This is a genomic window from Dehalococcoidia bacterium (assembly GCA_003597995.1).
Lineage (GTDB): Bacteria > Chloroflexota > Dehalococcoidia > Dehalococcoidales > UBA1222 > SURF-27.
Window position 1 is genome coordinate 1 of sequence record QZJY01000071.1, and the last position, 20387, is coordinate 20387.

Annotated in this window: 30 protein-coding genes; 2 read left to right on the forward strand and 28 right to left on the reverse strand. The window is 59.0% G+C overall.

Going from position 1 to position 20387, the window contains the following annotated elements; all coding sequences use genetic code 11:
- Window positions 1–115: 115 nt before the first annotated feature.
- The 4 genes from C4542_09460 to C4542_09475 all read right to left on the reverse strand — a co-directional run bounded on the left by C4542_09460 (window position 116) and on the right by C4542_09475 (window position 3250).
- The gene (locus tag C4542_09460; GenBank protein RJO60308.1) at window positions 116–532 is read right to left on the reverse strand and encodes a hypothetical protein; all 417 of its coding nucleotides are present in this window, start codon (window positions 530–532) and stop codon (window positions 116–118) included.
- A 136-nt stretch (window positions 533–668) separates the two neighbouring features.
- Window positions 669–986, reverse strand: coding sequence for a hypothetical protein (locus C4542_09465; protein ID RJO60309.1), 318 nt, complete (start codon window positions 984–986; stop codon window positions 669–671).
- Between the two features lie 62 nt (window positions 987–1048).
- Window positions 1049–1315, reverse strand: coding sequence for a hypothetical protein (locus C4542_09470; GenBank protein ID RJO60310.1), 267 nt, complete (start codon window positions 1313–1315; stop codon window positions 1049–1051).
- 1734 nt (window positions 1316–3049) lie between these two features.
- On the reverse strand, window positions 3050–3250 hold the full coding sequence (locus C4542_09475; GenBank protein RJO60311.1) for a hypothetical protein: 201 nt from the start codon (window positions 3248–3250) through the stop codon (window positions 3050–3052).
- A 35-nt stretch (window positions 3251–3285) separates the two neighbouring features.
- Between C4542_09475 and C4542_09480 the strand changes: the two genes are divergently transcribed.
- Window positions 3286–4017, forward strand: a complete 732-nt coding sequence (locus C4542_09480) for a hypothetical protein (protein ID RJO60312.1) — start codon at window positions 3286–3288, stop codon at window positions 4015–4017.
- 37 nt (window positions 4018–4054) lie between these two features.
- On the forward strand, window positions 4055–4330 hold the full coding sequence (locus tag C4542_09485) for a hypothetical protein (protein ID RJO60313.1): 276 nt from the start codon (window positions 4055–4057) through the stop codon (window positions 4328–4330).
- Between the two features lie 74 nt (window positions 4331–4404).
- On the opposite strand, the gene C4542_09490 is transcribed toward C4542_09485, so the two are convergent.
- The 24 genes from C4542_09490 to C4542_09605 form a co-directional block, all read right to left on the reverse strand.
- Window positions 4405–5985 carry a hypothetical protein gene (locus tag C4542_09490; protein RJO60314.1) on the reverse strand — a complete coding sequence of 527 codons (1581 nt, stop codon included), beginning with the start codon at window positions 5983–5985 and terminating at the stop codon, window positions 4405–4407.
- An 11-nt stretch (window positions 5986–5996) separates the two neighbouring features.
- Window positions 5997–7664 (reverse strand): right-handed parallel beta-helix repeat-containing protein, encoded by a 1668-nt coding sequence (locus tag C4542_09495; GenBank protein RJO60315.1) that lies wholly within the window; start codon window positions 7662–7664, stop codon window positions 5997–5999.
- A gap of 3 nt (window positions 7665–7667) precedes the next feature.
- The gene (locus C4542_09500; GenBank protein RJO60316.1) at window positions 7668–8501 is read right to left on the reverse strand and encodes a hypothetical protein; all 834 of its coding nucleotides are present in this window, start codon (window positions 8499–8501) and stop codon (window positions 7668–7670) included.
- Entirely contained in the window at window positions 8494–8826 is a 333-nt protein-coding gene (locus C4542_09505) for a hypothetical protein (GenBank protein RJO60317.1), read from the reverse strand. Before C4542_09505 ends, C4542_09500 begins: the two co-directional genes overlap by 8 nt.
- Window positions 8826–9671 carry a LamG domain-containing protein gene (locus tag C4542_09510; GenBank protein RJO60318.1) on the reverse strand — a complete coding sequence of 282 codons (846 nt, stop codon included), beginning with the start codon at window positions 9669–9671 and terminating at the stop codon, window positions 8826–8828. The genes C4542_09505 and C4542_09510 overlap by 1 nt, the downstream gene beginning before the upstream one ends.
- A gap of 10 nt (window positions 9672–9681) precedes the next feature.
- Window positions 9682–10266, reverse strand: coding sequence for a hypothetical protein (locus C4542_09515; GenBank protein RJO60319.1), 585 nt, complete (start codon window positions 10264–10266; stop codon window positions 9682–9684).
- 3 nt (window positions 10267–10269) lie between these two features.
- A complete protein-coding gene (locus C4542_09520) occupies window positions 10270–10662 on the reverse strand; it encodes a hypothetical protein (GenBank protein RJO60320.1) in 393 nt (130 codons plus the stop codon).
- Between the two features lie 8 nt (window positions 10663–10670).
- The gene (locus C4542_09525; protein ID RJO60321.1) at window positions 10671–12617 is read right to left on the reverse strand and encodes a hypothetical protein; all 1947 of its coding nucleotides are present in this window, start codon (window positions 12615–12617) and stop codon (window positions 10671–10673) included.
- A gap of 18 nt (window positions 12618–12635) precedes the next feature.
- Window positions 12636–12887 carry a hypothetical protein gene (locus C4542_09530; GenBank protein ID RJO60322.1) on the reverse strand — a complete coding sequence of 84 codons (252 nt, stop codon included), beginning with the start codon at window positions 12885–12887 and terminating at the stop codon, window positions 12636–12638.
- A gap of 14 nt (window positions 12888–12901) precedes the next feature.
- A complete protein-coding gene (locus C4542_09535) occupies window positions 12902–13237 on the reverse strand; it encodes a DUF1360 domain-containing protein (protein RJO60323.1) in 336 nt (111 codons plus the stop codon).
- A complete protein-coding gene (locus C4542_09540; protein ID RJO60324.1) occupies window positions 13224–13634 on the reverse strand; it encodes a hypothetical protein in 411 nt (136 codons plus the stop codon). Before C4542_09540 ends, C4542_09535 begins: the two co-directional genes overlap by 14 nt.
- A 4-nt stretch (window positions 13635–13638) precedes the next feature.
- The gene (locus tag C4542_09545) at window positions 13639–13938 is read right to left on the reverse strand and encodes a hypothetical protein (protein RJO60325.1); all 300 of its coding nucleotides are present in this window, start codon (window positions 13936–13938) and stop codon (window positions 13639–13641) included.
- A 13-nt stretch (window positions 13939–13951) separates the two neighbouring features.
- Complete coding sequence (locus tag C4542_09550; protein RJO60326.1) at window positions 13952–14599, reverse strand: hypothetical protein; 648 nt, start codon at window positions 14597–14599, stop codon at window positions 13952–13954.
- A gap of 18 nt (window positions 14600–14617) precedes the next feature.
- Entirely contained in the window at window positions 14618–15238 is a 621-nt protein-coding gene (locus C4542_09555) for a hypothetical protein (protein RJO60327.1), read from the reverse strand.
- Window positions 15239–15246: 8 nt separating this feature from the next.
- Entirely contained in the window at window positions 15247–15723 is a 477-nt protein-coding gene (locus C4542_09560) for a hypothetical protein (protein RJO60328.1), read from the reverse strand.
- Window positions 15724–15733: 10 nt separating this feature from the next.
- The gene (locus tag C4542_09565; protein RJO60329.1) at window positions 15734–16108 is read right to left on the reverse strand and encodes a hypothetical protein; all 375 of its coding nucleotides are present in this window, start codon (window positions 16106–16108) and stop codon (window positions 15734–15736) included.
- Window positions 16105–16707 (reverse strand): hypothetical protein, encoded by a 603-nt coding sequence (locus tag C4542_09570; protein RJO60330.1) that lies wholly within the window; start codon window positions 16705–16707, stop codon window positions 16105–16107. The genes C4542_09565 and C4542_09570 overlap by 4 nt, the downstream gene beginning before the upstream one ends.
- 53 nt (window positions 16708–16760) lie before the next feature.
- Complete coding sequence (locus tag C4542_09575; GenBank protein RJO60331.1) at window positions 16761–17228, reverse strand: hypothetical protein; 468 nt, start codon at window positions 17226–17228, stop codon at window positions 16761–16763.
- A gap of 5 nt (window positions 17229–17233) precedes the next feature.
- Window positions 17234–17548, reverse strand: a complete 315-nt coding sequence (locus tag C4542_09580; protein ID RJO60332.1) for a hypothetical protein — start codon at window positions 17546–17548, stop codon at window positions 17234–17236.
- Window positions 17545–18402, reverse strand: a complete 858-nt coding sequence (locus C4542_09585) for a YkgJ family cysteine cluster protein (protein RJO60333.1) — start codon at window positions 18400–18402, stop codon at window positions 17545–17547. The genes C4542_09580 and C4542_09585 overlap by 4 nt, the downstream gene beginning before the upstream one ends.
- Window positions 18402–18887: a hypothetical protein gene (locus C4542_09590; protein RJO60334.1), complete on the reverse strand. Its 486-nt coding sequence runs from the start codon at window positions 18885–18887 to the stop codon at window positions 18402–18404. The genes C4542_09585 and C4542_09590 overlap by 1 nt, the downstream gene beginning before the upstream one ends.
- Window positions 18888–18926: 39 nt before the next feature.
- Complete coding sequence (locus tag C4542_09595; GenBank protein RJO60335.1) at window positions 18927–19352, reverse strand: hypothetical protein; 426 nt, start codon at window positions 19350–19352, stop codon at window positions 18927–18929.
- A 12-nt stretch (window positions 19353–19364) separates the two neighbouring features.
- Window positions 19365–19922 carry a hypothetical protein gene (locus C4542_09600; protein ID RJO60336.1) on the reverse strand — a complete coding sequence of 186 codons (558 nt, stop codon included), beginning with the start codon at window positions 19920–19922 and terminating at the stop codon, window positions 19365–19367.
- Between the two features lie 75 nt (window positions 19923–19997).
- Entirely contained in the window at window positions 19998–20378 is a 381-nt protein-coding gene (locus C4542_09605; GenBank protein ID RJO60337.1) for a hypothetical protein, read from the reverse strand.
- Window positions 20379–20387 lie beyond the last annotated feature (9 nt).

Sequence of the window (20387 nt, forward strand, 5' to 3'; positions counted from 1 at the left end):
TAGTGATTAGCGCATGCCCTCCACCTATGGCATACCGCACAAGATACAACTCCTTCCTCATCATATGTCGCCCTCCTTGTTGATTGCTTGCCGCCAACCATGGCGGTTGGATTGTCTAGCGTGCGGCTTCCTTGAGCGCCGCGATCACACCATAGTACGGCTCCATGATCACCATGTGGTCGCAACCGGCTAGCTCCTCATCACTGGCGGCAACATACACGGACCGGCTTGTCACTAGCATACAATCGCCGCCATGCCCCGGATCGGCAACCCGCTCCTCAGAGTGAAGGCGCCTAATAGCTACAATATGGTCAAGGTGTACGGTTGCCTTGCGCTTCTCGGTTGCTACCAAAACTTCCGTCACTTCCATAAACTTCCCGAACACGGTTGGCCGGACCATGGTCTCGGTTTCCGCCGCCGCCTGTCCCTGAGCATAGCCTAGGTCGTAGGCCACATGTTGCCCGATTGCATGGCGCTCGCCGCGATAGCCATCCATAAACCCGAATTCCTTAGCCCTTGATGCATCCGACACTAGCCTATCCCCCCTTGTTTTAAGATGTCTTACCTGAGGACCTTTTCTGTCATCCCCTGGCAAGCAACAAGCCGGCTACCCTTAACAGCCGGCTTGTTGCTTGCCGCCAACCGGTATGGTTGGCGGCGGATTGTGACTAGCGCTTCGGGAAGTAGTTAGCTAGGCAATCCTTGCCCCGCCAATAGGCGTCAAAGACCGTGCTAAAGGGTTTACCCTTGTCTACCCCATTGGAGCTTGCCTTGCCGCGATTGTAGCCGGCTTGGTAATCCGGGCAATTGCCAACATTGCCAACCGTTTCCGGCCGGTATCCATTGCGGCCATCAACGACACCCATGGTGTACGGCTCGAACCTGATGGCGGTCGTGTCCTTGGTATGTTGCGGCAATCCATTGTTGCCTTCTAGCTCGGCGGCTCGCCTATGCGCATAGCCGCAAATAGGGCAATCGTACGGCATGTTACGCTCCTCTTCTTGTTTTGATTGCTTGCCGCCAACCGGTATGGTTGGCGGCGCCGATTCTAGCTAGCCATCCATCGGACTAACGGTTGCAATTGTGCCACTAGGGCCTCATAGCGCGCGGTGATCTCGGAAAGCGTGTCATCTTGCGGGTTAGCCATGTTACGTGCCACGTACTCCCGCATGGCTAGGCCATCAATCAAGCCGGCTAGGTATGCCTCCTGCGCGCCCTTTGGTTGCTCGCTAATCGGGTTGCCATCGGTATCCATGGCATCATCTACAAATGCGGCCATGGTAGCTAGTGCACCCTCTTTGCTTAGGATATCCATAGTTGTATCCCCCCTGTTTTAAGATGTCTTACCTGAGGACCTTTTCTATCATCCCCGGCAAGCAATAAGCCGGCTATTGTCAAGGATTAGCCGGCTTATTGCTTGCCGCCAACCATGGCGGTTGGCGGCCAACTAGCCATCTAATCCTTGCTAGGCGGGTAAGTAACAATACCGCAAACGCGGCACCGTGTAGGGATAATGCTTTCGATCTCCCGAACATCTTCACCCCGCTCGATTGCTAGCGCGGCATGATAGGCGCAAAGCATAGCACCGTCTTGCTCCCGTACGTAGGCCTGCATGTTACACCCTCCTTATTGATTGCTTGCCTTAAAGCAAGGATAACCGGGCAATCAACTTGCCCGGTTATCCTTGCCGCCAACCATAGCCGTTGGCGGCAATAGGTGATCCACCCCGCCTAGCTACCCTATTAACTTGTGCCCGGCTTGCCAACCGGTTGCCTTTTGGCCTACCAATTGCAAAGCAATCCCCTTTACTTGTTTGGCCGGTTTACACTACACTTGTCACGCTACACTTACTACACTACGCTTATCGCTTTACACCTAGCCCACACGTGCATGCCCGGCGACACTACGCCTACCGTGTGATTTAATGGGGTGCAACCGGGCACACCGTGTATCCCTACTATGTCTATCTTGCAAGGCGCCGCAAGGTTACAACGCCTTGCACGGGTGTTACCCCCCCTTTTGGCCGCGCTAGGCGGTTGCCCGCCTAGCCGTTAGGACACGTATCGTACGTATCAAAGCCGCGTTAACTTACGTAGTGATAGACATAACAAGCCGCTAGCTTGCCATACCGCGGTGGGCTTTACAAGCCCTTTGCCCGATTTTATCGTTATCCCCTACTAGGTGCCACCTACCGGTATCTTGCACCTACCGGCTAAGTTGTAAATGTGCCACCGCATGCGGTTGCATGCTTTGCGGCCTTTGTGGCAACCGCCACGGTACCGCGCTAGCGTTGGCGCCTTGCGGCGCGCCAACCGGTTGCACTACGCTTGTCAACTTAAGGTGCTACGTGTATCTTAGCGGCGCTTTATTAGATTAGTATAAGATTGCCCTAAACAACGCCTAAACGAATCAAACCGCGTTTGAATCGCGGTTGGCGCGCATGATAAGGACAATGCCGCAATCGCGGCGCCGCAACCGGATTCAAACGTCGTTTGGTGAATCCCACGGCCGTTGATTTCTTTAGTCAACAACATAATTAAGTGCAATGGTCAACTATCGCGCAAACGACAACATGCGCCGCGCATGATTGCCATGGGTGTGGCGGCGCCGCGCGCGCGTTCGAAATTTTCGAAATTTTCGAATTCGTCGATGGCTAGGCATGCACGGGTATAATCCAGATTATGCCTATAATCTGGCGAGGCGGGGCGGGGGCCGGGATTGTGGCCGCGAAAACGTCCCCCCAATCCGGAACTACCGGCTAGACAACGGTGCACCCGGTTAGTACAATGGGTGGGAGATTTCACTCGGAGGGGAGGTAATGCAGTTTGATGTAGTCAAGGAATGGGGGGCATTTGTCGCGGTGTCCCTCGCCGTCCTCGGTGCCGTGTATAGCCACGGCCGGTTCCTTGCCGGTTTATCCTCCGGCGTCTCCCACCTCGGCCAATCGGTAGCGGTGCTCCAGACAGAGCGGGTCGCGACGGCGCTCAAGCAGGCGGAGCTTGATCAGCGGTTGTCGCGGGTTGAGACTAAGCTCGAGGTCGTGTGGGCCTCATATCTTGATGAGATCGGCCGGCGTGATGAATCGGTGTCGGCTCCCCTTCGACTCAATCCCCAAGGTGTCGCCATTGCCCGCTATCTCAAGGACCTCGTCAAGGACGTGCCTTTTAGCCCTGACCGCCCGGTGTCTGATCTTGTGCTCTTTGAGATACCGGATCGCGTTGGTATCACTCAACTCAGAAAGGCGAGTCAAGACCTTGGGGTGCCGTTGGGGGACGTGCTATCGGTATGCAATGTGATCGCGGAGTATGGCGTGAGCGCTTGGGAGCGCATCACGCGGGAGGAGCGGGTATCGTGAGTGACAAGGTATTACGCTGGGGGAGCTTGATCGTGCGGCACGCGCGGCCACACTTACTATCCCCGGCGTTGGTAGCAGGCCTCATCGAGGTCGAGAGTGGTGGTGATCCGTTGGCGGTGTCGCACCTAGGAGCGGTTGGCCTAATGCAGATTCTCTCCGCTGATGTAATGGAGGGCCGACCGACCAAAGAGGTCTTGAAGGACCCCGACTTCAACATCAAGTACGGCTGCGATCTCCTTGCGGCGTTGCGCGCCCGTTGGGATACGCAGGCCGGGATGCTCGCGGCCTACTTTGGCGCCATTGATGGCAACGGCCGGCCTAATGACTCAAGCGATGGCTCCGGCGTGGACGGCTGGGGTTACGTTATGCTCGTGGAGCAGGCCGCGATGCGCTACTACGGCCTGAACAGCCGGGTCGATAGTGATTATGCGCAATATGCGCCGCACACCCACACTTGGCGGGAGGCCGCGGAGAACCTGAAAGGCATTGCCACGGATGCCCTTGAGGCCGGCCGGCGATTGCGCGACCGTAGCCGTATGGCCCTCGACAACTGGCCGGCGCTCAAAGATCACATGGAGCGGCTGTACTCTGAGATCGTTGACGCCGGGCGGAGCGGCGCCAACCTCGCTAAGCAGAACGTGGATGACTGGGGTGCCCGCTAGGCGCTAGCCTAGATAATCCACAAAAGGAGGAAACGAAGTGGAACCGGAGACTATCGCCCTCGTATTGCTCGGGTTGCTATCGCCCTTGCTCATGGCGGTGTTCAAGGCGTTCGTCTGGAACGTGAGCGACCGCCCGGCGCAGATCGTGACGGTGATCTTGTGCTATGCTATCGCCGGCTTTGCCGTGTGGTGGCAGGGCGGGATAAACTCTATTGATGAGCTTGTGCTTGCCGGTGGCCCGGTATCGGCCCTTGCCCTTGTTCTTCATCGCCAACTAAAGCAGTACTTCACAAGCGATCTGGACACGGGCTAAAGTCTCGGCACGCAGCACGCAGCACGCGGAAATACAAAACCCCGGCCAACCGGCCGGGGTTCATTGTTTGGCTATCATGGTAGCGGGCACTCTATCCCCTCAACGACAACTCCGGAATCCACGTACGCAACGCCATCGCTGTTTCTTACCCGCACAACGCAGTTTACCCACGCCGCTGCCGCATTTATCTTATGTCGCACGATTAGAAACTCATAGGCGCCCGATCCGCTGTGGTAAGGACTAGAACTCCCGCCGATATCATCACTTATCCGCACTTGCACTTGATTTGCAGCGCTCGCCTTCACCCATATTCCGAAACACGCCCATCGGCCCGCTATCAAAAGAAGGTCGGCAACCGTCTGATAGAAGTCGGTGTCCGCGCCGGCACGTGTTACGGCTGCACAGAAACTGCCTCTCCTGCGCTCTGCTGCATTTTGTGCGACACTTGCCCCCGCGCCTACTTGCAGCCAATTATCGGGCGGCACGGCGCCCCCACCTGACCACGTCTCCATATTCCAGTTAAGCAACAAATTAGATAAGGAGACCCCCGTAGGCCAAACAGGAGCGGCGCCAAGGACAAGGCCGCCGGTCGCCATTTCTATCCGGTTGCCGCCGCCGGATAGATCGTTGACAAGCGTGGTGCTATTGTGCTGATGTAAGCCAAGAATCAGATTGCCGAACGTGTTGGGCTCAAACTGAATCGCGGTCGTAATGTTCTCGACGGTGAGGCCAATGACTTGATTCTCTCGGGCGGAGTAATGCCATGACCTTGTTCCATCATCGAAGTGAACACCAATAGTCCCGGCAGTCTTTGCGGGGTCGTTAATAGTCGTGCGCACTAAGGTATTTGCGAAACCCTTTTCTAGATGTATGCCTTTGCTGCCAACCAGCCCGGCTAGGTTAATGCGTAAGTCCTCGATTAACGACTCATCGGCACTAGCATTATTGTCCCCGTCGTTGCCGGTTAACATTAGATTCGTGAGGTTATTAGATAGGTAAATCTTGCGCAGATGATTCTGTATTGCCGCAACATTCACACCGCCGCCACTTATCCGTAACCCGGTACCGGCGGTGAATCCCGATATAGACACGTTTTCAATCATACACGCGCTCGGAGACGAGACATTAAGACCTATACCGTTAACAGCACCCGCTCCCGCTCTAATTGCCACGTTTATCAGGCCGGCTCCTGATCCCACTCCTAAAGTACCGTCCCCGATCTCTACACAAGCATCTCCTGCGACATTAGAGATGAGCTGCGTTCCGTTCTCTCCGTAGCTATTACCTACCCCAATCAAGAACACGCCGGTCGGGATTACGAGCTTGCTGTTTACATCGCTAGCAATGGGACCAAGTAAAACGCCGGTAGTGACACCTAATGCACCGGCAGCATCAAGGGCATCTTGAATCGAGTCGAATAGGTCAGAGTGGAAGAGCCATTGCAGTCTAACAAGACTTGTGCCGTTGAATCCTATGATATCCCCCTGAACTGCGCCGTCGACTGAGAATATCAACTTCCACGTCGTGCCATCATCCCAATAGATGCCCGGTGCCACATCGGTAACACGCACTATCCGGCCGGCTTTACCTGCCGGCGGCAAGAAGGCCAGCTGAAAGCTAGGCAACGGCTCAAGGACACGCATCAAGTTGCTCATGACTCACCTCGTTACGTGACGATTGCCTGCCAGCCGAATGTTAACCCTCCGGCGCCGGGGTCGGCTGTGCAATGCACGGTGAATTGTGTGGCGGTGATCGTGTCCACCCACATATGTCCCGGCGGGTTGGTCGTCGTTCCGGACGGGGTGATCTTGATATCCTGCACTGCCGGCGTGAGGCTTAGCCCGTGATTGATCACGACGCTGGTCGCCGCATTCGGGATAGTGCCCGTGCCCTTGGCCTCGGTGTTGTATCCCTTGTTGTTCCGGATGAAGCAATTTGTGTCGCCGGAACGATTGAGGCCGGTGTTTAGATTGCCGCGCAGGTGATTCTCGGTGAATTGGCTTTGCTGCAAGACTCCGCCGCCGCCTGCGTACACGAGCATGCCATAACGCTGAGTCTTGACCCCTTGGTCATCCCAGCACCGGTTGCCTTGCGCCTTGCACTCCTCGATCACGCCGGCCGCGCCGGTTGCCGCAAACGCGATGCCATCGCTGTTCGGATCAACCTGCGCGCTATTGCTTACGTGGTTGCGATCAACAGAGATCTCCGATACCGTCTTATCGGTGGCCTCGACATAGATACCATGCTCTCCGGAGCCGCGTACTCGGTTGCCTTGCACGGCGATATCGCGCAGGTTGCTGGATGCGCCGTCTAGGTGGATGCCGTAGCCCACGCTATCCCAAACGCCATTCTTGGCAATCGTGATGCCATTCGGCGGGGTGCCGTGCGTGCCGGCGGTAACTTTGATGCCGGCGTTGCCTTGCGCCTCCCTCACCTTGTTGTCATTCACCGTCGAGTTTATCACGCCACCACCTACCACGATACCCACGAGCGTCGCGTTCTTGATGCTATTGCCCTTCACCGTGCAATCCAGCACGTTCATTGACGGGGTAGTAAGACCGATTATGATGCCGTGGCCGGCGCAGTTTCTTACTTGATTGCCGAGCACCACACAGCCCTCAGAGTCTTGTGTGCCGTTGGGTGCATACACCGCGATGGCATCGCTATTGTTGCCATCTACCACGTTGCCGATAATCCGGCCGTCAACCGTGGAATTAACGTCAACGCCCTGCCCGCCCACAGCGCCAATATTGCAGCCCTCAACGAGCACTTTCGTACACTGCCGGCAAAAGACACCGCTTCCATTGTTGCCACTAGCTCTCACATCACGCACGATCAAATTGGTCACGATGCGCATATCGACCCAGCCGCCCTTATCGCTGCCGGTGAATGCCGGGCCGGTGAAACGGATTGCTAGGATGCGAATGTTGCTGTTGCCGCCCACCCAATCAACGTTCCTCATAACGGTGAGCACCGGAACGCCTATCCAGTTCAAGATCGACTGATCACCCAAGCCGATGATGATGCGATTCGAGGGCACGGTGAGTACGGCACTGATATCAAACGTGCGCGGCGGGATAAAGATCGCGGGCGCGTTGTCGAGGGCATCCTGAATCGCCGCATTGTTCACAGATGCCGCGGCGCTCGAGCTTGCCCCGAATTCCTCGATGTTAGCAATCTCTCCCGTGAGACTAAGCCATTGACTGCCGTTGTCGAGCATAATACCGCGAGCACCGTCGGTGCGTACAGCGACACGACCGCGTCGGGAGGCGCGCGGCAAGTATTGCTCTGCAAACGCCGGCAACGGCTCAAGGACACGCACTAGATTACTCATGACTCACCCCCACATCGGCAAGAACGGATGCTGTGCGTAAACCTGATCGTCCAGCACGCCGCCATCGGGCTTGAAGTACCGAAAGGCAATCTTCGCATGCTGATTAGGCGCCGTGCGCCATCCCATCCAGCGGTGCACGACAACATCCGGCACGCCGGACTCGAGCAAGCCGGTGATTAGCGCGCGCCGGATGCTATGCCACCCCTCACGCTCCCGCGGCAAGCGCACGTAACCTGTCATAAGGCGGGTGAACATCTTGTGCACGCCGTCCACCCCGATCTTGCGCCCGCCAAAACGCAGGCGCTTACTAAGCACCGGCGGTATCCGGTGCTCACGCTTCCGCCCGGTCTTTACTGTCTGAACGACGAGCTTCTTTCCATCGCAGCCCGCGGAGATTACCGCGGCGATCTCAGCAGCGCGCAATCCGTAGACCGTTGACAAGGCCACCGCGACGACAGCTGAGCCAGCCACCGGCTTCATTGTCTTGATTAGCCCGGCGATATCCTGCACACCCATTACGATGCCGCCCTCATCTTCCTGTGGCAATCCAAGGTGCAGATCCCGGCGCTGCAACGGCCACGGCAAGTTATTTGCGTGGAACATGGCCCGCACGCCGCCTAGGATCGTATGGATGCTCTGCTCTTTGTAGCCGGCGAGCACCAGCTTGTCTACATATGATAACACGTCCTCTCGAGTGTAAGCCGGCCGGGCGCCAAGGACGGCTAGAAATCGCCTTGACTGGCCTAGGAACGCTGAGATCGTGTTCTCGCTGTAGCGTGCCCCTAGGCTCGCCCGCAAGCGTAATAGGTACTGGTACTCGAGAGTGCTATCACTCAAGGCGCAACCGTCCCGCGTACATTGAAATGCGTTGGCGCGCAGATAGTCCTGATACCAGTAGCGGCCGAATCGCCCGCGTCAAGGCATTGAGCGCGGTGTCTGGATAGAGATATAAAAGCGTTACGTTCTTGGTCATATTTTGTGGTATCTCACGCCAGAACAGGCCACCTACCAGATACCGTCCCCGCCACTTCCGTACGAAAGGCAAATGTCCTGCGCGCACACGATCAAGCTGGAGTATCCCGTCCCATACCGTCGTGGTATGCAGCGCCGGCCCGCACACGATGATATCTTTGCCGGTATGGATGCCGTGCCTTGTCTTCACTAGCCCACTCCTAATAGGGCAAGATGACCAACGGTGGCCGCGGGCGCCGCGGCGGCAACGTAGTATCGGCGGCGCGGAATCAACGGCCGATATAGCTCCCAGCGAGTCTGGGGGTCGTAGAGCTGACGCGCCTGCTCGACAGTAAGAGCGCGATTATAGATCCGAGTGTCGAAGATTGTGGCGTTGACAGAAGCGTTATCTAGGTTAGAGCGACCGATCAACGTAGGGTAGATGTTGTTGTACGTAATGGTACCTGAATAGGCTGCAGCAGTCACCAATTGTTGCACGCCATTGACGTAGTACCGCAAATTGTCGCCGCTGCGCCACGTACCGACTAGACAGTAAACTGTGTTTGCGCTAAGGACATACTGCCCAGCATCCCGAAAAACGTTACTGATCGTAACGAAGAACCCGCTTTGAGCACCACCTACAGAAGTGCTCTCTCGGAGTCCGTAACTCAAATAGGGAGGACCACCAGCAACCTGCTTGCCAACGTAAACTCCAAAGTCATCTTGCGAGCCAGAGCCGGTACGCACCCATGATACAAGTGTGATAGCGTTCGATGGTTCGCTGATCGCGCCCACGTTGATGTAGTCGCCGCCTACATCCTCAAACTGGATACCAACTCCTAGCTCGGCATTTGTGATGTGGATAGGGGTACCGCCGAATATGCCGTTTCTAGCCCTGCCGCTGTAATCGCGCAGCACGTTTTGCCCGCGACTACCGAGCGTCGGCCACCAGCCAACAAGGCCCTCGGCCTGCTCTGAATCCCTGTTGACCGTGAACGGTACGCCGGTCGGTGGCTTGCGATAAGGCCAGCCATGTTTGGCTAGTAAGAGAGACACTTACCGCCCCCTACTGGATTTCAGGCACGATGGGATCAAGCACGACATGACACTCTACGTCGTCAGAGTGAAACGCCGCGTTGCTCTCGTTCTTCACGATTAGCGTGCCATAGCGTTCGGTGGGGGCAAAGACACCGACTTCGCACACCTGCACGGTGGCTGTCGCCTCTGCCGTACACACGAAATTACCGATATGGATAAGCTGCCTCACACCGTTCGCCAAAGTGCCGCCGCCGCTGTATGCTGAGTCGGCACCCACCACGCCGCCGGGGTTAGCGTTGGCCGCCGTGCCCGACGGGCTAGGCGCCCAATATAGCTCGATAAGGTCCCCTGCGGTGGGCGTCGCCGCAATCTCGAATGCCGCGCGTACCGCGTAAAGCTCCGCCCGGTTGGTGCCAAGATCGACCTTAGTTGATTGCCGGGCCGCCGCGTCTGCCAAGCTCGCCAAGGAAATCTGGCAATCTAACTCTTGGCTCCCGTCACTTGTCTTGCGCAGGTCGGTAGCCGCCGCCGGGTTAAAATCCCCCGCGTGGTCTGCGAAGACTATTTGCAGGGGAGTGCCATCCATTTCTTGGACGAGAATCTTGTTTGGCATTGTTTACCCCCTTGCCGCGGTGACGTGCCCCGTGCGTACCCGTTCGAGACCGATTTCCTCAGCGCGGCTTCCTTTGCGAGTCTGGAGCACGATAAGATTGGCCCGTGTCGCGCTGCCGGCGCCGAACATGGCGGCCAGCGCCGTGCGGATGTTTTGACTGGCGATGCTTATCGTGCCGGCAGAGATAATGGTCAAGTATGTTTGCTTTTGGTCAGCAGTTAGCCCGGCAAAGTCAGCGGGCGCCGTGGCATCAAGAATCTCCCACGTTTGGATTATGTCTCGCGGCACGTTTCGCAGCGTCGGATCGTTGAGCCTTGCAGCGGCCGCATTATCCGACATGCCCGCGTACCCCCACCCCAAGGGGTCGTTTAGCAGCTCCTCTCGCAAAACGCTCATACTCACCCCTACGCTACTTTGCTCTGAAATCCGGTCACTGAGATATACACGGTATCCAGCGCCGCTGACACGTCGTAGGCCAGCGCCGTGTTGGCGCTAGTCTTGAACAATGGTTCATCAGACACGATGTTGGCACCGCTGTTCGCCGGCAATGGCACCGTCCAGAGCACGGCGCCCGCCGCACCGTCCCGGAAGTCGAGGTAGCCCGGCGTCGCGCTCGAGTTGTAAACCGAGTAACCGCGCACGTAGTTCTTGACACCGGCCACCGCGGCAAAGTTGGTAAACGCTGTGGCAACGCCATCGGCATTGGTTACGCGCTCGCTAACGAGATCGCCTAGCGCCGCGGATTGCCGAACGAGTATCGCCCCATCAAGATCGGCGTAGCCATCCGTACGATCACCGCTTGCAACAAGCGTCACCGCCTCAAGGCTAGATACCGCCTTGGCACCGATCTTGATCGGATTGCCCGCATCCACCGCGTCGTGGGCCACCGCGCCCACCACCTGAGCATTGAGATTAGCTGCTGTGGCCTGTACTATGGTTACGTCGCCGGACACCCTAGTCACGTCAACATCAAGGCCATTTGCTGCATCACCGGTGATTGCCACCGGCCCACCGGCGCCCGGCACGGCAAGACCAACCGAGACACGGTTCACGGTACCCGCGCCGCTGTCGAGGTCTAGCTCCGCAAATGTGATAAAGGCCACCCCGTCCGATAATCGCACGGCAACCGGCGTGCCTACCGGCGCATCAACGGTAAGACTACCGCCATTGTCGTCAACGCTCAGTAGACCGGTTGAGTCGTTGGCAATCGTGACACGGAGGGCGGTTGCCTCAGCTCCTCCTCCAACAACGGAGAGCGCGGCGTTATCAACCGTAAGAGAGCCGCCGTTATCGGACACCGGTACGGGATTGCCGACCCCTACGTCGGCATTGCCTACCTGGAGGTTGGCGTTGAGATTCAGATTGTCGTGGGTGGCCTGAACTACCGTCACGTTGCCCGACACGCGGGTTACGTCTACATCGAGGCCATTGGCGGCATCACCGGTGATTATCACGTGACCGCCGACGCCTGCTACGCCAAGGGCAACTATCCCGTGTGTGTCACCGCCCCCTAGGCTATCGAGATCAGCCTCATCTCCTAGGAAATCGGTGATACCCACATTGCCGATGGTATTTGCCCCGGCCGGCAACGAGGCGGCGACTTCAACAGGCATATTGAGATTGCCGGCCGCATAACCCACGGCCGTCCAAGCACCGGCGCCATTCTGCACTTGAGTCTGAGCAGCACCGCCGCCAGCGCCACCCGCCACCACATTGACACGCACTGCTGTATTGGCAAGATCACCCACCGCGATGATGTTGCCGAGGCCATCGGTTACGCGCACCGGCCATGCATTTGCCGCCGCTGCCGGCGCGCCTTGGTCGACGGTGCCTTGGATCGGCATGTTGAGATTACCGCCGGCATAACCCACGGCCGTCCAAGCACCGGCGCCATTCTGCACTTGAGTCTGAGCTACACCGCCGCCCGCTCCGCCGGCCACCACGTTGACACGGACGGCGTTGTTAACCGCATCACCCACCTGCACGATAGCAGCGCCGGTTGAGGCCGCAATCGGCCACGCATTGGCCGCCGCCGCCGGGCTACCTTGGTCGACAGCGCCCTGCACCGGCATATTGAGATCGCCGGCAAAGTAGCCCACCGGAGTCCAAGCACCGGCGGCATCTCTTACTTGAGTCTGCGCAATACCACCACCGGCGCCGCCGGCCACCACGTTGACGCGCAGCGCATTGTTGGCTTGATCGCCCACCTCAACGCGCGTACCGGCGTCAGTGGCGACGATAGGGACGGGATTGGCATCATCAGCCGTGATCACTACCCGACCGTTGGCATCGACTTGTACAAGGGTAGGTATCCCGGCGCTGGTGTAGCCGACTAAGACCTGCCGTCCCATATCGCCTCCTTATGGCAACTAGCGCCGCTTTTGTCGGTTCTCAGGAGCGACGTCTACTTGCTCCGGCTGTTTGACTGGCACCGGCGGCGGGCCGCCCTTGATCGGTATCCGGTTGATTGTGCCGTCCGGATCAATCGTGTCGCCCGGCTTGAGCCGATACTTAGCGGCCAAATGATTCTTCCACGAGTTGAACGCCCCTTGTGCGACCACGAACTCTTGTACGATCTTGCGATGATACTCGAGGTCGCTCTTGTCGATGAATTCCGCCATTAGGTCACTCCCTCCTATTTTGTGGCCTTGTAGGCAAGGCCGGCTAGCCCGGAAAGCGCCAAGGTCAAGAGCACATACCACGCGCCCGGCACGTAGTAATAAGCCACAAGGATAATACCACTCGCCCAAACACTCATACACCAAAAGCACGAGGCGAGCTTACCGAAGAACGTATCGCTGTACCAGTTGCCCGCGATATCTTGATGAGCACCCAAGGCAATCCGCATGCGCGCAAAGACGGCCGCCGGACCGTCTTCTATGGTCAGGAGATGAGTTAGGCGCCACACAGCCGCGGACAAAACCAAGAGGGTTAGGAGATCCACAAGAACCTCCTTCTTAGGGGCCGCTATTGTCTACGATTAGCCCGTAGGCCGCTAATGCCGTAAGCAGGCTACCTAGTGCCGCGTTACCGCCCTTTGCGCCGGCTACCGCTTGCTGTGCCGCCGGGCCGTCACCAAAGAAGCCTAGTTGATTGCCCGGTCCTGCCACGTGCGCATCACCCAGCAAGCTCGAATCACCGGATACGCTGAGATCAAAGTTCCAGTAATTACCAACGCTGAATAACGAGGCCACTGCTACATCGCCTACCCAAAGGATAACCGAGTTGGTAAGGCGATCCGGCTGGAACTTTATCTTGGGCGCCAACGGATTGCCGTTGTGAATCTCAAAGCTACCGTCGGTTAACACCCGGCCATAGGCGTTGTTACGCACTACCTCTGCATACGGGCGGGAGAATCCTAAATGCACGGTCTTAACTCCTTGCGACAAGCAATCCCGCGCCGACAAGCACGGCGCCGGCAACCAGCAGCATGGCCTTGTCACCGCTCGGGTAGCCGCAAAGGGCAATGCGGATCGGATCACCCTCCGGGAACAGATTACGGTTTGAGCACACCTCCCGGCGCACGTCTTCGACACCGAGTTCACACCAGTACGGCTCGTAGGCGCAAAGCCGCGCTCGTGCCCGGCCCACCGCGTCGCCGGTAGACATTGCAAAGGCGGGCGGCATGCTGCTACTTGTCTCCGTCTCGCCAAACATACCGTAATCGTACATACTCACCTCCGTTCTAGCGCCGGCTTAGATAGATTGCCCCGCCCATAATTGCCAAGCCGGCAAGTGTTAACACGGTATCCCCCGACAAGCCCACGCGGGTTATCGGCACCGGCTGCGGCGTAGGCTCCGGGCCGGTGTACGGCCAGCGTTGCTCGTTTAGACGTCCAGTGCTGATCACGTTGTCAACCCACTGGCTATTACAGCCGCCCGGATTGCCACAGAGAGCTACGCTAAGGGACTTGTACCACGTGTCCCAACCGCGACTCTTGTAATTTTGCCACTGGCGGTAGCCGGCGGCCAACCCGATTTCCATACTCGGATACACAGCATAGCAATATTCGTTGCCGGGGTCTTTGCAATGGGTGGCACCCCAGTTCTCCGCCGGATAGCGCCCGCATTGCGGCACGTCGTAGGGATAGCACAAGTTATCCCATGGATTGTTGTGATCCATGCTGAAATGTCGTCCACCCGGCCCGGCGCTACCGAAATCGTTTTCCATCTGGAGATACGATAGTATCCAGTTGAGATCGATTTCGTACGTGTAGGCAAGCTGGACGATAGTGGACACCCATGGCCAGAGCGGCTTGTTGCGAAGTAGATAATAGGCCGCGGCTGTGCTGACCGTTTGGTTTATGATTAGCGAGTTAGGCCCGACTGCCACGACCCATCACCCCTTTTGCTACACGAAATTGATCTTATTGAACCAGATTGTCCGTTGCACCGGTACCCGCCCGTTGATGGTCGGGCTAGCGTAGCCATCAGCATCCTGCGGCGTCCGCCGCTCGTATACCTCAAGCACCGCTGTTGCCGCGCCGCGGGTAGGCGGCGCCCCCGCAATCGGGTTCAGGTAGTCGCCCGGCCATATCTGAGCACAGAGACTCTGTGCTTGGCACCCCGTCGGCTGCGGTTGCTCCGGTGGCACCAAGACGTTCTCAGTCGGCGCGTTGGCCGGCTGCAAGTGCGTGCCGGCAAGCCCACTGCCGTACACCGTGACCCATTGCTCGCCGCGCCGCTGGAGAAGCCGGAAATAGGCGTAGCTATCGCGCCCCGGCCCGGCGTACGCCATGGTGGGCATTACCGCCGCCACGAGATCCCCTATCGGCACGGTGATAGCGCCCACCCCGTCAAACGTCTGACAATGGATCGGCCCCATTTGCTCCCCCGCCCCAAGCGGCGCCAGCGGCCCGATCTCATCAGCAGCTTGCCCGCCCCCACCGCTGCGGGCAAGACCGAGTACTACGAGGCCTAGCCCAACGCCGCCAAGGACGAGCGCCGTTCCCATCTTGTTGTCATCAGCCATATCTCACCTCACAGGATTCCTAAGATGCGCACGGTGGCCGCGTTGGCGGCGTTGGTGTTCCGGAAGCCAATATGCTCGTAGGTCGGATACGGCACGAGCACGCTTTGCGTCTCGGTTGCGTTGAGGGTTTGCCATGCCGCGCCGCCAAAAGGCACCTGATAGTCTATTGCCCCCGGTCCGTCGTTGGTGACGATAAAACCGAATACCTTTTCACCACCGAACCGGGCTTGCTCGCTAATGCCGGCGGCAATCGTTAGCGTGATGGGCAGCAAGATGCCGCGCAGTTGTCGTCGCGCCAGATCGCTGGTAACGAGCTTCAACTCTCGTACGATCTGCGATAGCAACCCGAGCACATCATCGCCACCCGCCGCCGGCAATTGTGGCGCGGGCGGATAACTCGGTTGATTAGGCGGCACGAACACGCCCCCGTCCCCCGTGTTGCCTATTGGCGGCCCTTGCCGCCACCCTTCACGCAATGGCCTCATTGGCTACTCCTTAGCCCGCCGTGCCCTGATATTCCTCGACCTCGACCATGATATCCACCTCGCTCGGCGCCGCCGCGGCGACGGTGGCCTGCACGGTGATATCGGCCGTAAACTCAACCTCCGGGATGAACTCCTCAGTGATCTGCAGGTCTTGGTCGGCCACGAGGTTAATGCCGGGCATTGCCTGTACGTAGCCCGCCCCCAAGCCGGTGCCGATCTGGATTTGCGTATCCGCCGGGTTCTCGTTCTTGGCTATGATTTTGCGGATAACGCACGTGCGCCCGTTGGTGAGCTGGTAGAGCGTGACCGGAGTGTTGGCGGCGACGCAGCTTGCAATTGGGGATACTTTGCGGATGCCCTTGCGGTAGCTTTGCGCGGTGATCATCGCCCCCAACCTCCGACCGGCACTGCGGTAAAGTTAATATTGCTGCGCTTCGCGGCCTCAATCGAGTCGAATTGCTGGAGCGGCTTAATGCTGCCGCCGGACATGTTGACCCCGTCCTGCCCGCTCAGGATATACTTGAAGCCGTAGAAGACCACGCGGGCTTGCGCTAGGTTGTAGTCGGTGGGGTTCACGGCCTGCAAGAACATCCGCTCGTCCTCGAACACGTAGAACTCGCTCAAGGCGTCGTTGGGGTCATAGAGCCGATTGAACGCGGTGAGGCGGGCGTTGTTGTTGCGGGTGCTATTGCGCGTGCTTGCCTGCGGCTGCAGGTACGTGACCACGATGTCGTCCAGCACACGCGCCCTGAACTGGCCGAAGCTGCCGTCCGGCATATCGAGCACGTTCTGAGTATTGAAGATAGCGCTCGTGATGCCGGCGTTGATCGCGCCGATATTGGCGATCAAGGGATGGCTTGGGGGAACGGGCTCGATGAAGGCGACCTGGTACAGGTAGAATTTCATCTGGAAGATCAGCAGGACGTTGTGTCCTACTTCTACCACGGGCTCGATTGGCCCGGCGCGGTAGGGTCGTGCGTACATCTACGCCTCCTCTCTCTTTTCTTTGGTCGGCGTAACTATGGGCGCTTGGGGGATTAGCCCACCGCATCCTCCCGCGTGGGGAAATTGTCACGCCGGGTTAGTAGTGCAATCTTCGCATCAGCAATAAGGCCGTTGCGGGCAAGGTCTTTGTACTCCGTGCTCGCAAGTTGCCGGGCGAGCAACGTAGGCAACCAGCCGTATTGCTTGTACCCCGCATCCCGCCGTGCGTCATAGGTCATTCCGACGATGGCAAGGCGGCAACCCGCGACCGATTTAAGCGGGCACTCAAGACCCGCGACCACGGCTGTTTCAGGGCCGATCTGATCCCGTTCCTCATCGGTATAGCCACGACCGGTGATCGCCTGGTACGATGATAGTCCTGCATGGCGCGTTGTGAGCCACTCCAGCGACGCATCGAGTACCTCCCGACGAAGGGCGATGTCCATCTCAATGTGCTTTGCGATATACACCGCAAGCGCCTCGCTGACCACCGGCACGCTCGGACACGCTCCGCAGTTCATTGTCACTACCCCGCTATCACGGCATCAAAGCCGATAACGGCAAGCGTTTTGACAAGTGCCCCAAGGAACTCCTCCAACGCGGCCTCAAGTTTGGCGTCCTTGAGTGGCAAGAAACCGGTTTGCTCAGGAACGATCATAAGGTAGTCACCGAAGACGTTGGCGGCATTCACGCGCATTTTAAGGGTAGTCACGACTGCCAGTTGCCGACCAAGCCAGTCCATGGGCGTGGGTTCTTTGTCGATGAGCAGCGCCTCGTCGCCGGGCGCCGGCTCTACCCGCACACAAGGTCGGTTTCGCCAGTTTACTCGCCTTAGGATCACTTTCTCCTCCTTCCAACCCGCATTACCATAACCGGTAGTCCGTCGCGGTCCTCGAGCGGCACTTGCTCAGCAATAGAGTTATCGGCTGCCTCTGCCCGCCATTGTCGCTCGAGTTGCTCCTGCCAGAGCAGCAGATAGCCGGTGCCCCAGCCTACCGCCGCCTTGACCAAGGGCACTTTGCCGTCGTCAAGGAGCCCAGCCAGCTCCTTGGCGCGGAAGCGCTCGTAGAGCATGGTCACGAAGAATCCCTGCCGGTCGTAGCGCCGCTCGATTATGCTTTTAAGCAGCTTGTCCACGTCGCGATAGAGATTAAGACTGCGATCCCGCCCGTCCCAATAGGTGCGCGAGCCGATATCTTCTGCCGGGCCGAGCGGACGCGGACAATGCGGTGCCGGCACGCGCGTTACCCCATACGCGCGACACACCAGCGGCCTACCCCAATGGACTAGGCATTGCTTTGTCTCTTGATCGAGTAGAACACACGGCTCTTGCAATGCCTGCTCGAACTCGCCACGCAGGTCACTCCAAAGCTCGGGAGTGATCTTGCTGCCGTACGTGTACCGGTTGTCGCGGCGCGTGAGCCAGTCGTGGCAGCGGTCCAGTACCGGGTTTATCAGCCGCGGCTGCCCCAAGAGCCACGAGGCCGCCAGCTCGGCCTCGATGCCGTAGGCGACAACCGAGTTATGATGGCAACATAGGCCGCATTTGGCTACGCATATCGGCCCGCCTATTGCCGTCTCGATCTCGGTTGCCGCCTGCGCATAACCCCGGTGCACTCGCTCGAGGCGTGACCAGTAAGTCAGCAGGCGCATTTGCTCCGGGCTAGGCCGAAGCTCAATCGCCGGCTGTCTCATTACGTGCCCAGCCCCGTGAGCACCGACACCGAGGCGTTGATCGTATCGTCGGCGGCGGCATTGCTACTTGCGGCATCCCCGAGGATGCCATCGGTTGCCGCGTCCGGAACCACCGTGCCCACAAACGGGAATTGCAGGCCGGGATAGCCGCCGGCGTCCGTCGCGATCTCGAAACGCACCTCGATGAGTTGGGCAGACAGAGCGCCCGCCGCGGCCGCGCCGTTACCGATCTTCACGATGAAGATCGAGGCGGCGCTTGGGGTATCGCACACCAAGCCCACGATCTTGAAGTTCTCAGTGATCGTGGCCTTGGCAACGATGGCCTTCACGTTGGCGTTGGCCGCCGCGTACTTGTACGCACCGGTCGTGAGGCCGCTGGCCTTGAGCGCGGTGCCGGCGGCATTGGCCGGATATTCCGTCATGCGCAGGCCTGTGCCGCGCACCTGCTGGTTGTAGAGACTACGCACTTCTTGTGCAAGACCCACGATTTAACCTCCGTTCCGCCATTTCGTGGGCGGTTAATACTAGAAACCGGTCTTCGTGTTGAGCTTGACATCCACGGTATCGGCGGCGCCCGTGGACGTGCGATACCGGGCGGCCACACGGGTACCGGCCGGCACTCTTATCGGGCTATCGAACACGAACTGGGCATTGGTGGTCTGCACGCGCGCAATAGCAACCTCCGCGGCTCCCGCGCCAATACCAATCTCGATCTCGGCTTGGCTTGCGGCGCCCACGAAGTTCTCCAGACTCCCGCCGGTGATCTGTACCTCCGCGGTGCCCACCGTTGCGGCAATCTGCGCCCAGTTTCCCCACGTCCACGCCACCGCGGCTGAGGTTAGCGTGACGGCCGCCGCCGCCGCCGCGTCTGCGCTCGTGGGCAATGTGCCGTAGCGTATATTCTCGCTACGGACAAGCAGGTTAAACACGCGTCGAAGGAGCAGCATCATAGCGGCGCCCCCTTATGCGGAGGGCGCGGAGACGATGGCTCCAATGGGTTCGATTGTGCGCGCTAGCAGATGCAAGCGCTCGGTGTTGGCAGCGAATGCCAAGCGCGGCATGACCATGATCCGGCAGGTCTCTTGGCGCGTGAACAACACGGCCTCTGAGAAGTAGCCGGCGGGCTCGAGGCGGCTGTAGAGCTGCTCGAGCTGGTACACGCCACGGATAAGGGCACTCCCGGCGCCCAACGTCATGCGCAGCCGCGAGATGCTCGCGGCCGCAGTCTCGACGCCAAGGCCGTAGAACACGATGCAGCGGTCGACTGCCAAGACGGCCGAGATGTATTGCAGCTCGGTTGCCACGACGCCCGCGCCGGCGATGAGCCAGTCTTCCTGTGCGGCGAGACCCAAGTCGGTGTTGGGCAGCGTGTCGCGGATGATGAGGTCGCGGTCGTTGCTGCGGATCGCGAGGTCGCGTGCGGCGTTAACCAGCACCTCCTCAGCGTTCTGGCGAATGGAGACCCGCGCATCGAGGCTGAGGTCGCCAATCGGGATAAGATAGCTCTTGGTTGGCGCCACGTTAGAACCTCCCTAATGTTTCAATTCCCATCCGAGCGGGAACGGATGTGAAGGGAGGGGTGCCAAGCACCCCTCTTAGACCAGAGTGCGCTTTGGTGCACCGGCCACGCTACCTACGTAGCCACGCGCGGCACCGGCGCCATTCACCTGGTACGGTGCAAAGGACCCGCCGCCCCGCGCGTACGCAGAGCCGGAGAGGAACCGGGTACCGACCATGGTGCCCACCCGACGACCAAGAAGGGCGGCGCCGCCGTCTACCACCCCGTCTACGATGTTGGGCATCGTGAACGGAGAGAAGTACTGGAGCGCACCACCACCGATGAGGGCCAAACCCTCAACAAGCGCCGCGGGCGTGATCGCAAAGCCACCGAGGACAATGGGCGCCATGCTCGAGGTCTCGAGCATACCGCTTGCCACGCCCACAGCGGCCGCGGAGCCGGTTCGAACGAGATGCATGGTAAACCT

Bases quoted from the DNA above. Each gene is read 5' to 3' on its own strand.
- C4542_09520 (RJO60320.1), bottom strand. From the start codon at position 10,662: ATGAGCGTTTTGCGAGAGGAGCTGCTAAACGACCCCTTGGGGTGGGGG.
- C4542_09480 (RJO60312.1), top strand. From the start codon at position 3,286: ATGCAATGTGATCGCGGAGTATGGCGTGAGCGCTTGGGAGCGCATCAC.
- C4542_09565 (RJO60329.1), bottom strand. From the start codon at position 16,108: ATGATCACCGCGCAAAGCTACCGCAAGGGCATCCGCAAAGTATCCCCA.
- C4542_09560 (RJO60328.1), bottom strand. From the start codon at position 15,723: ATGAGGCCATTGCGTGAAGGGTGGCGGCAAGGGCCGCCAATAGGCAAC.
- C4542_09490 (RJO60314.1), bottom strand. From the start codon at position 5,985: ATGAGCAACTTGATGCGTGTCCTTGAGCCGTTGCCTAGCTTTCAGCTG.
- C4542_09570 (RJO60330.1), bottom strand. From the start codon at position 16,707: ATGTACGCACGACCCTACCGCGCCGGGCCAATCGAGCCCGTGGTAGAA.
- C4542_09495 (RJO60315.1), bottom strand. From the start codon at position 7,664: ATGAGTAATCTAGTGCGTGTCCTTGAGCCGTTGCCGGCGTTTGCAGAG.
- C4542_09595 (RJO60335.1), bottom strand. From the start codon at position 19,352: ATGATGCTGCTCCTTCGACGCGTGTTTAACCTGCTTGTCCGTAGCGAG.
- C4542_09515 (RJO60319.1), bottom strand. From the start codon at position 10,266: ATGCCAAACAAGATTCTCGTCCAAGAAATGGATGGCACTCCCCTGCAA.
- C4542_09530 (RJO60322.1), bottom strand. From the start codon at position 12,887: ATGGCGGAATTCATCGACAAGAGCGACCTCGAGTATCATCGCAAGATC.
- C4542_09545 (RJO60325.1), bottom strand. From the start codon at position 13,938: ATGTACGATTACGGTATGTTTGGCGAGACGGAGACAAGTAGCAGCATG.
- C4542_09470 (RJO60310.1), bottom strand. From the start codon at position 1,315: ATGGATATCCTAAGCAAAGAGGGTGCACTAGCTACCATGGCCGCATTT.
- C4542_09525 (RJO60321.1), bottom strand. From the start codon at position 12,617: ATGGGACGGCAGGTCTTAGTCGGCTACACCAGCGCCGGGATACCTACC.
- C4542_09555 (RJO60327.1), bottom strand. From the start codon at position 15,238: ATGGCTGATGACAACAAGATGGGAACGGCGCTCGTCCTTGGCGGCGTT.
- C4542_09465 (RJO60309.1), bottom strand. From the start codon at position 986: ATGCCGTACGATTGCCCTATTTGCGGCTATGCGCATAGGCGAGCCGCC.
- C4542_09575 (RJO60331.1), bottom strand. From the start codon at position 17,228: ATGAACTGCGGAGCGTGTCCGAGCGTGCCGGTGGTCAGCGAGGCGCTT.
- C4542_09585 (RJO60333.1), bottom strand. From the start codon at position 18,402: ATGAGACAGCCGGCGATTGAGCTTCGGCCTAGCCCGGAGCAAATGCGC.
- C4542_09605 (RJO60337.1), bottom strand. From the start codon at position 20,378: ATGCATCTCGTTCGAACCGGCTCCGCGGCCGCTGTGGGCGTGGCAAGC.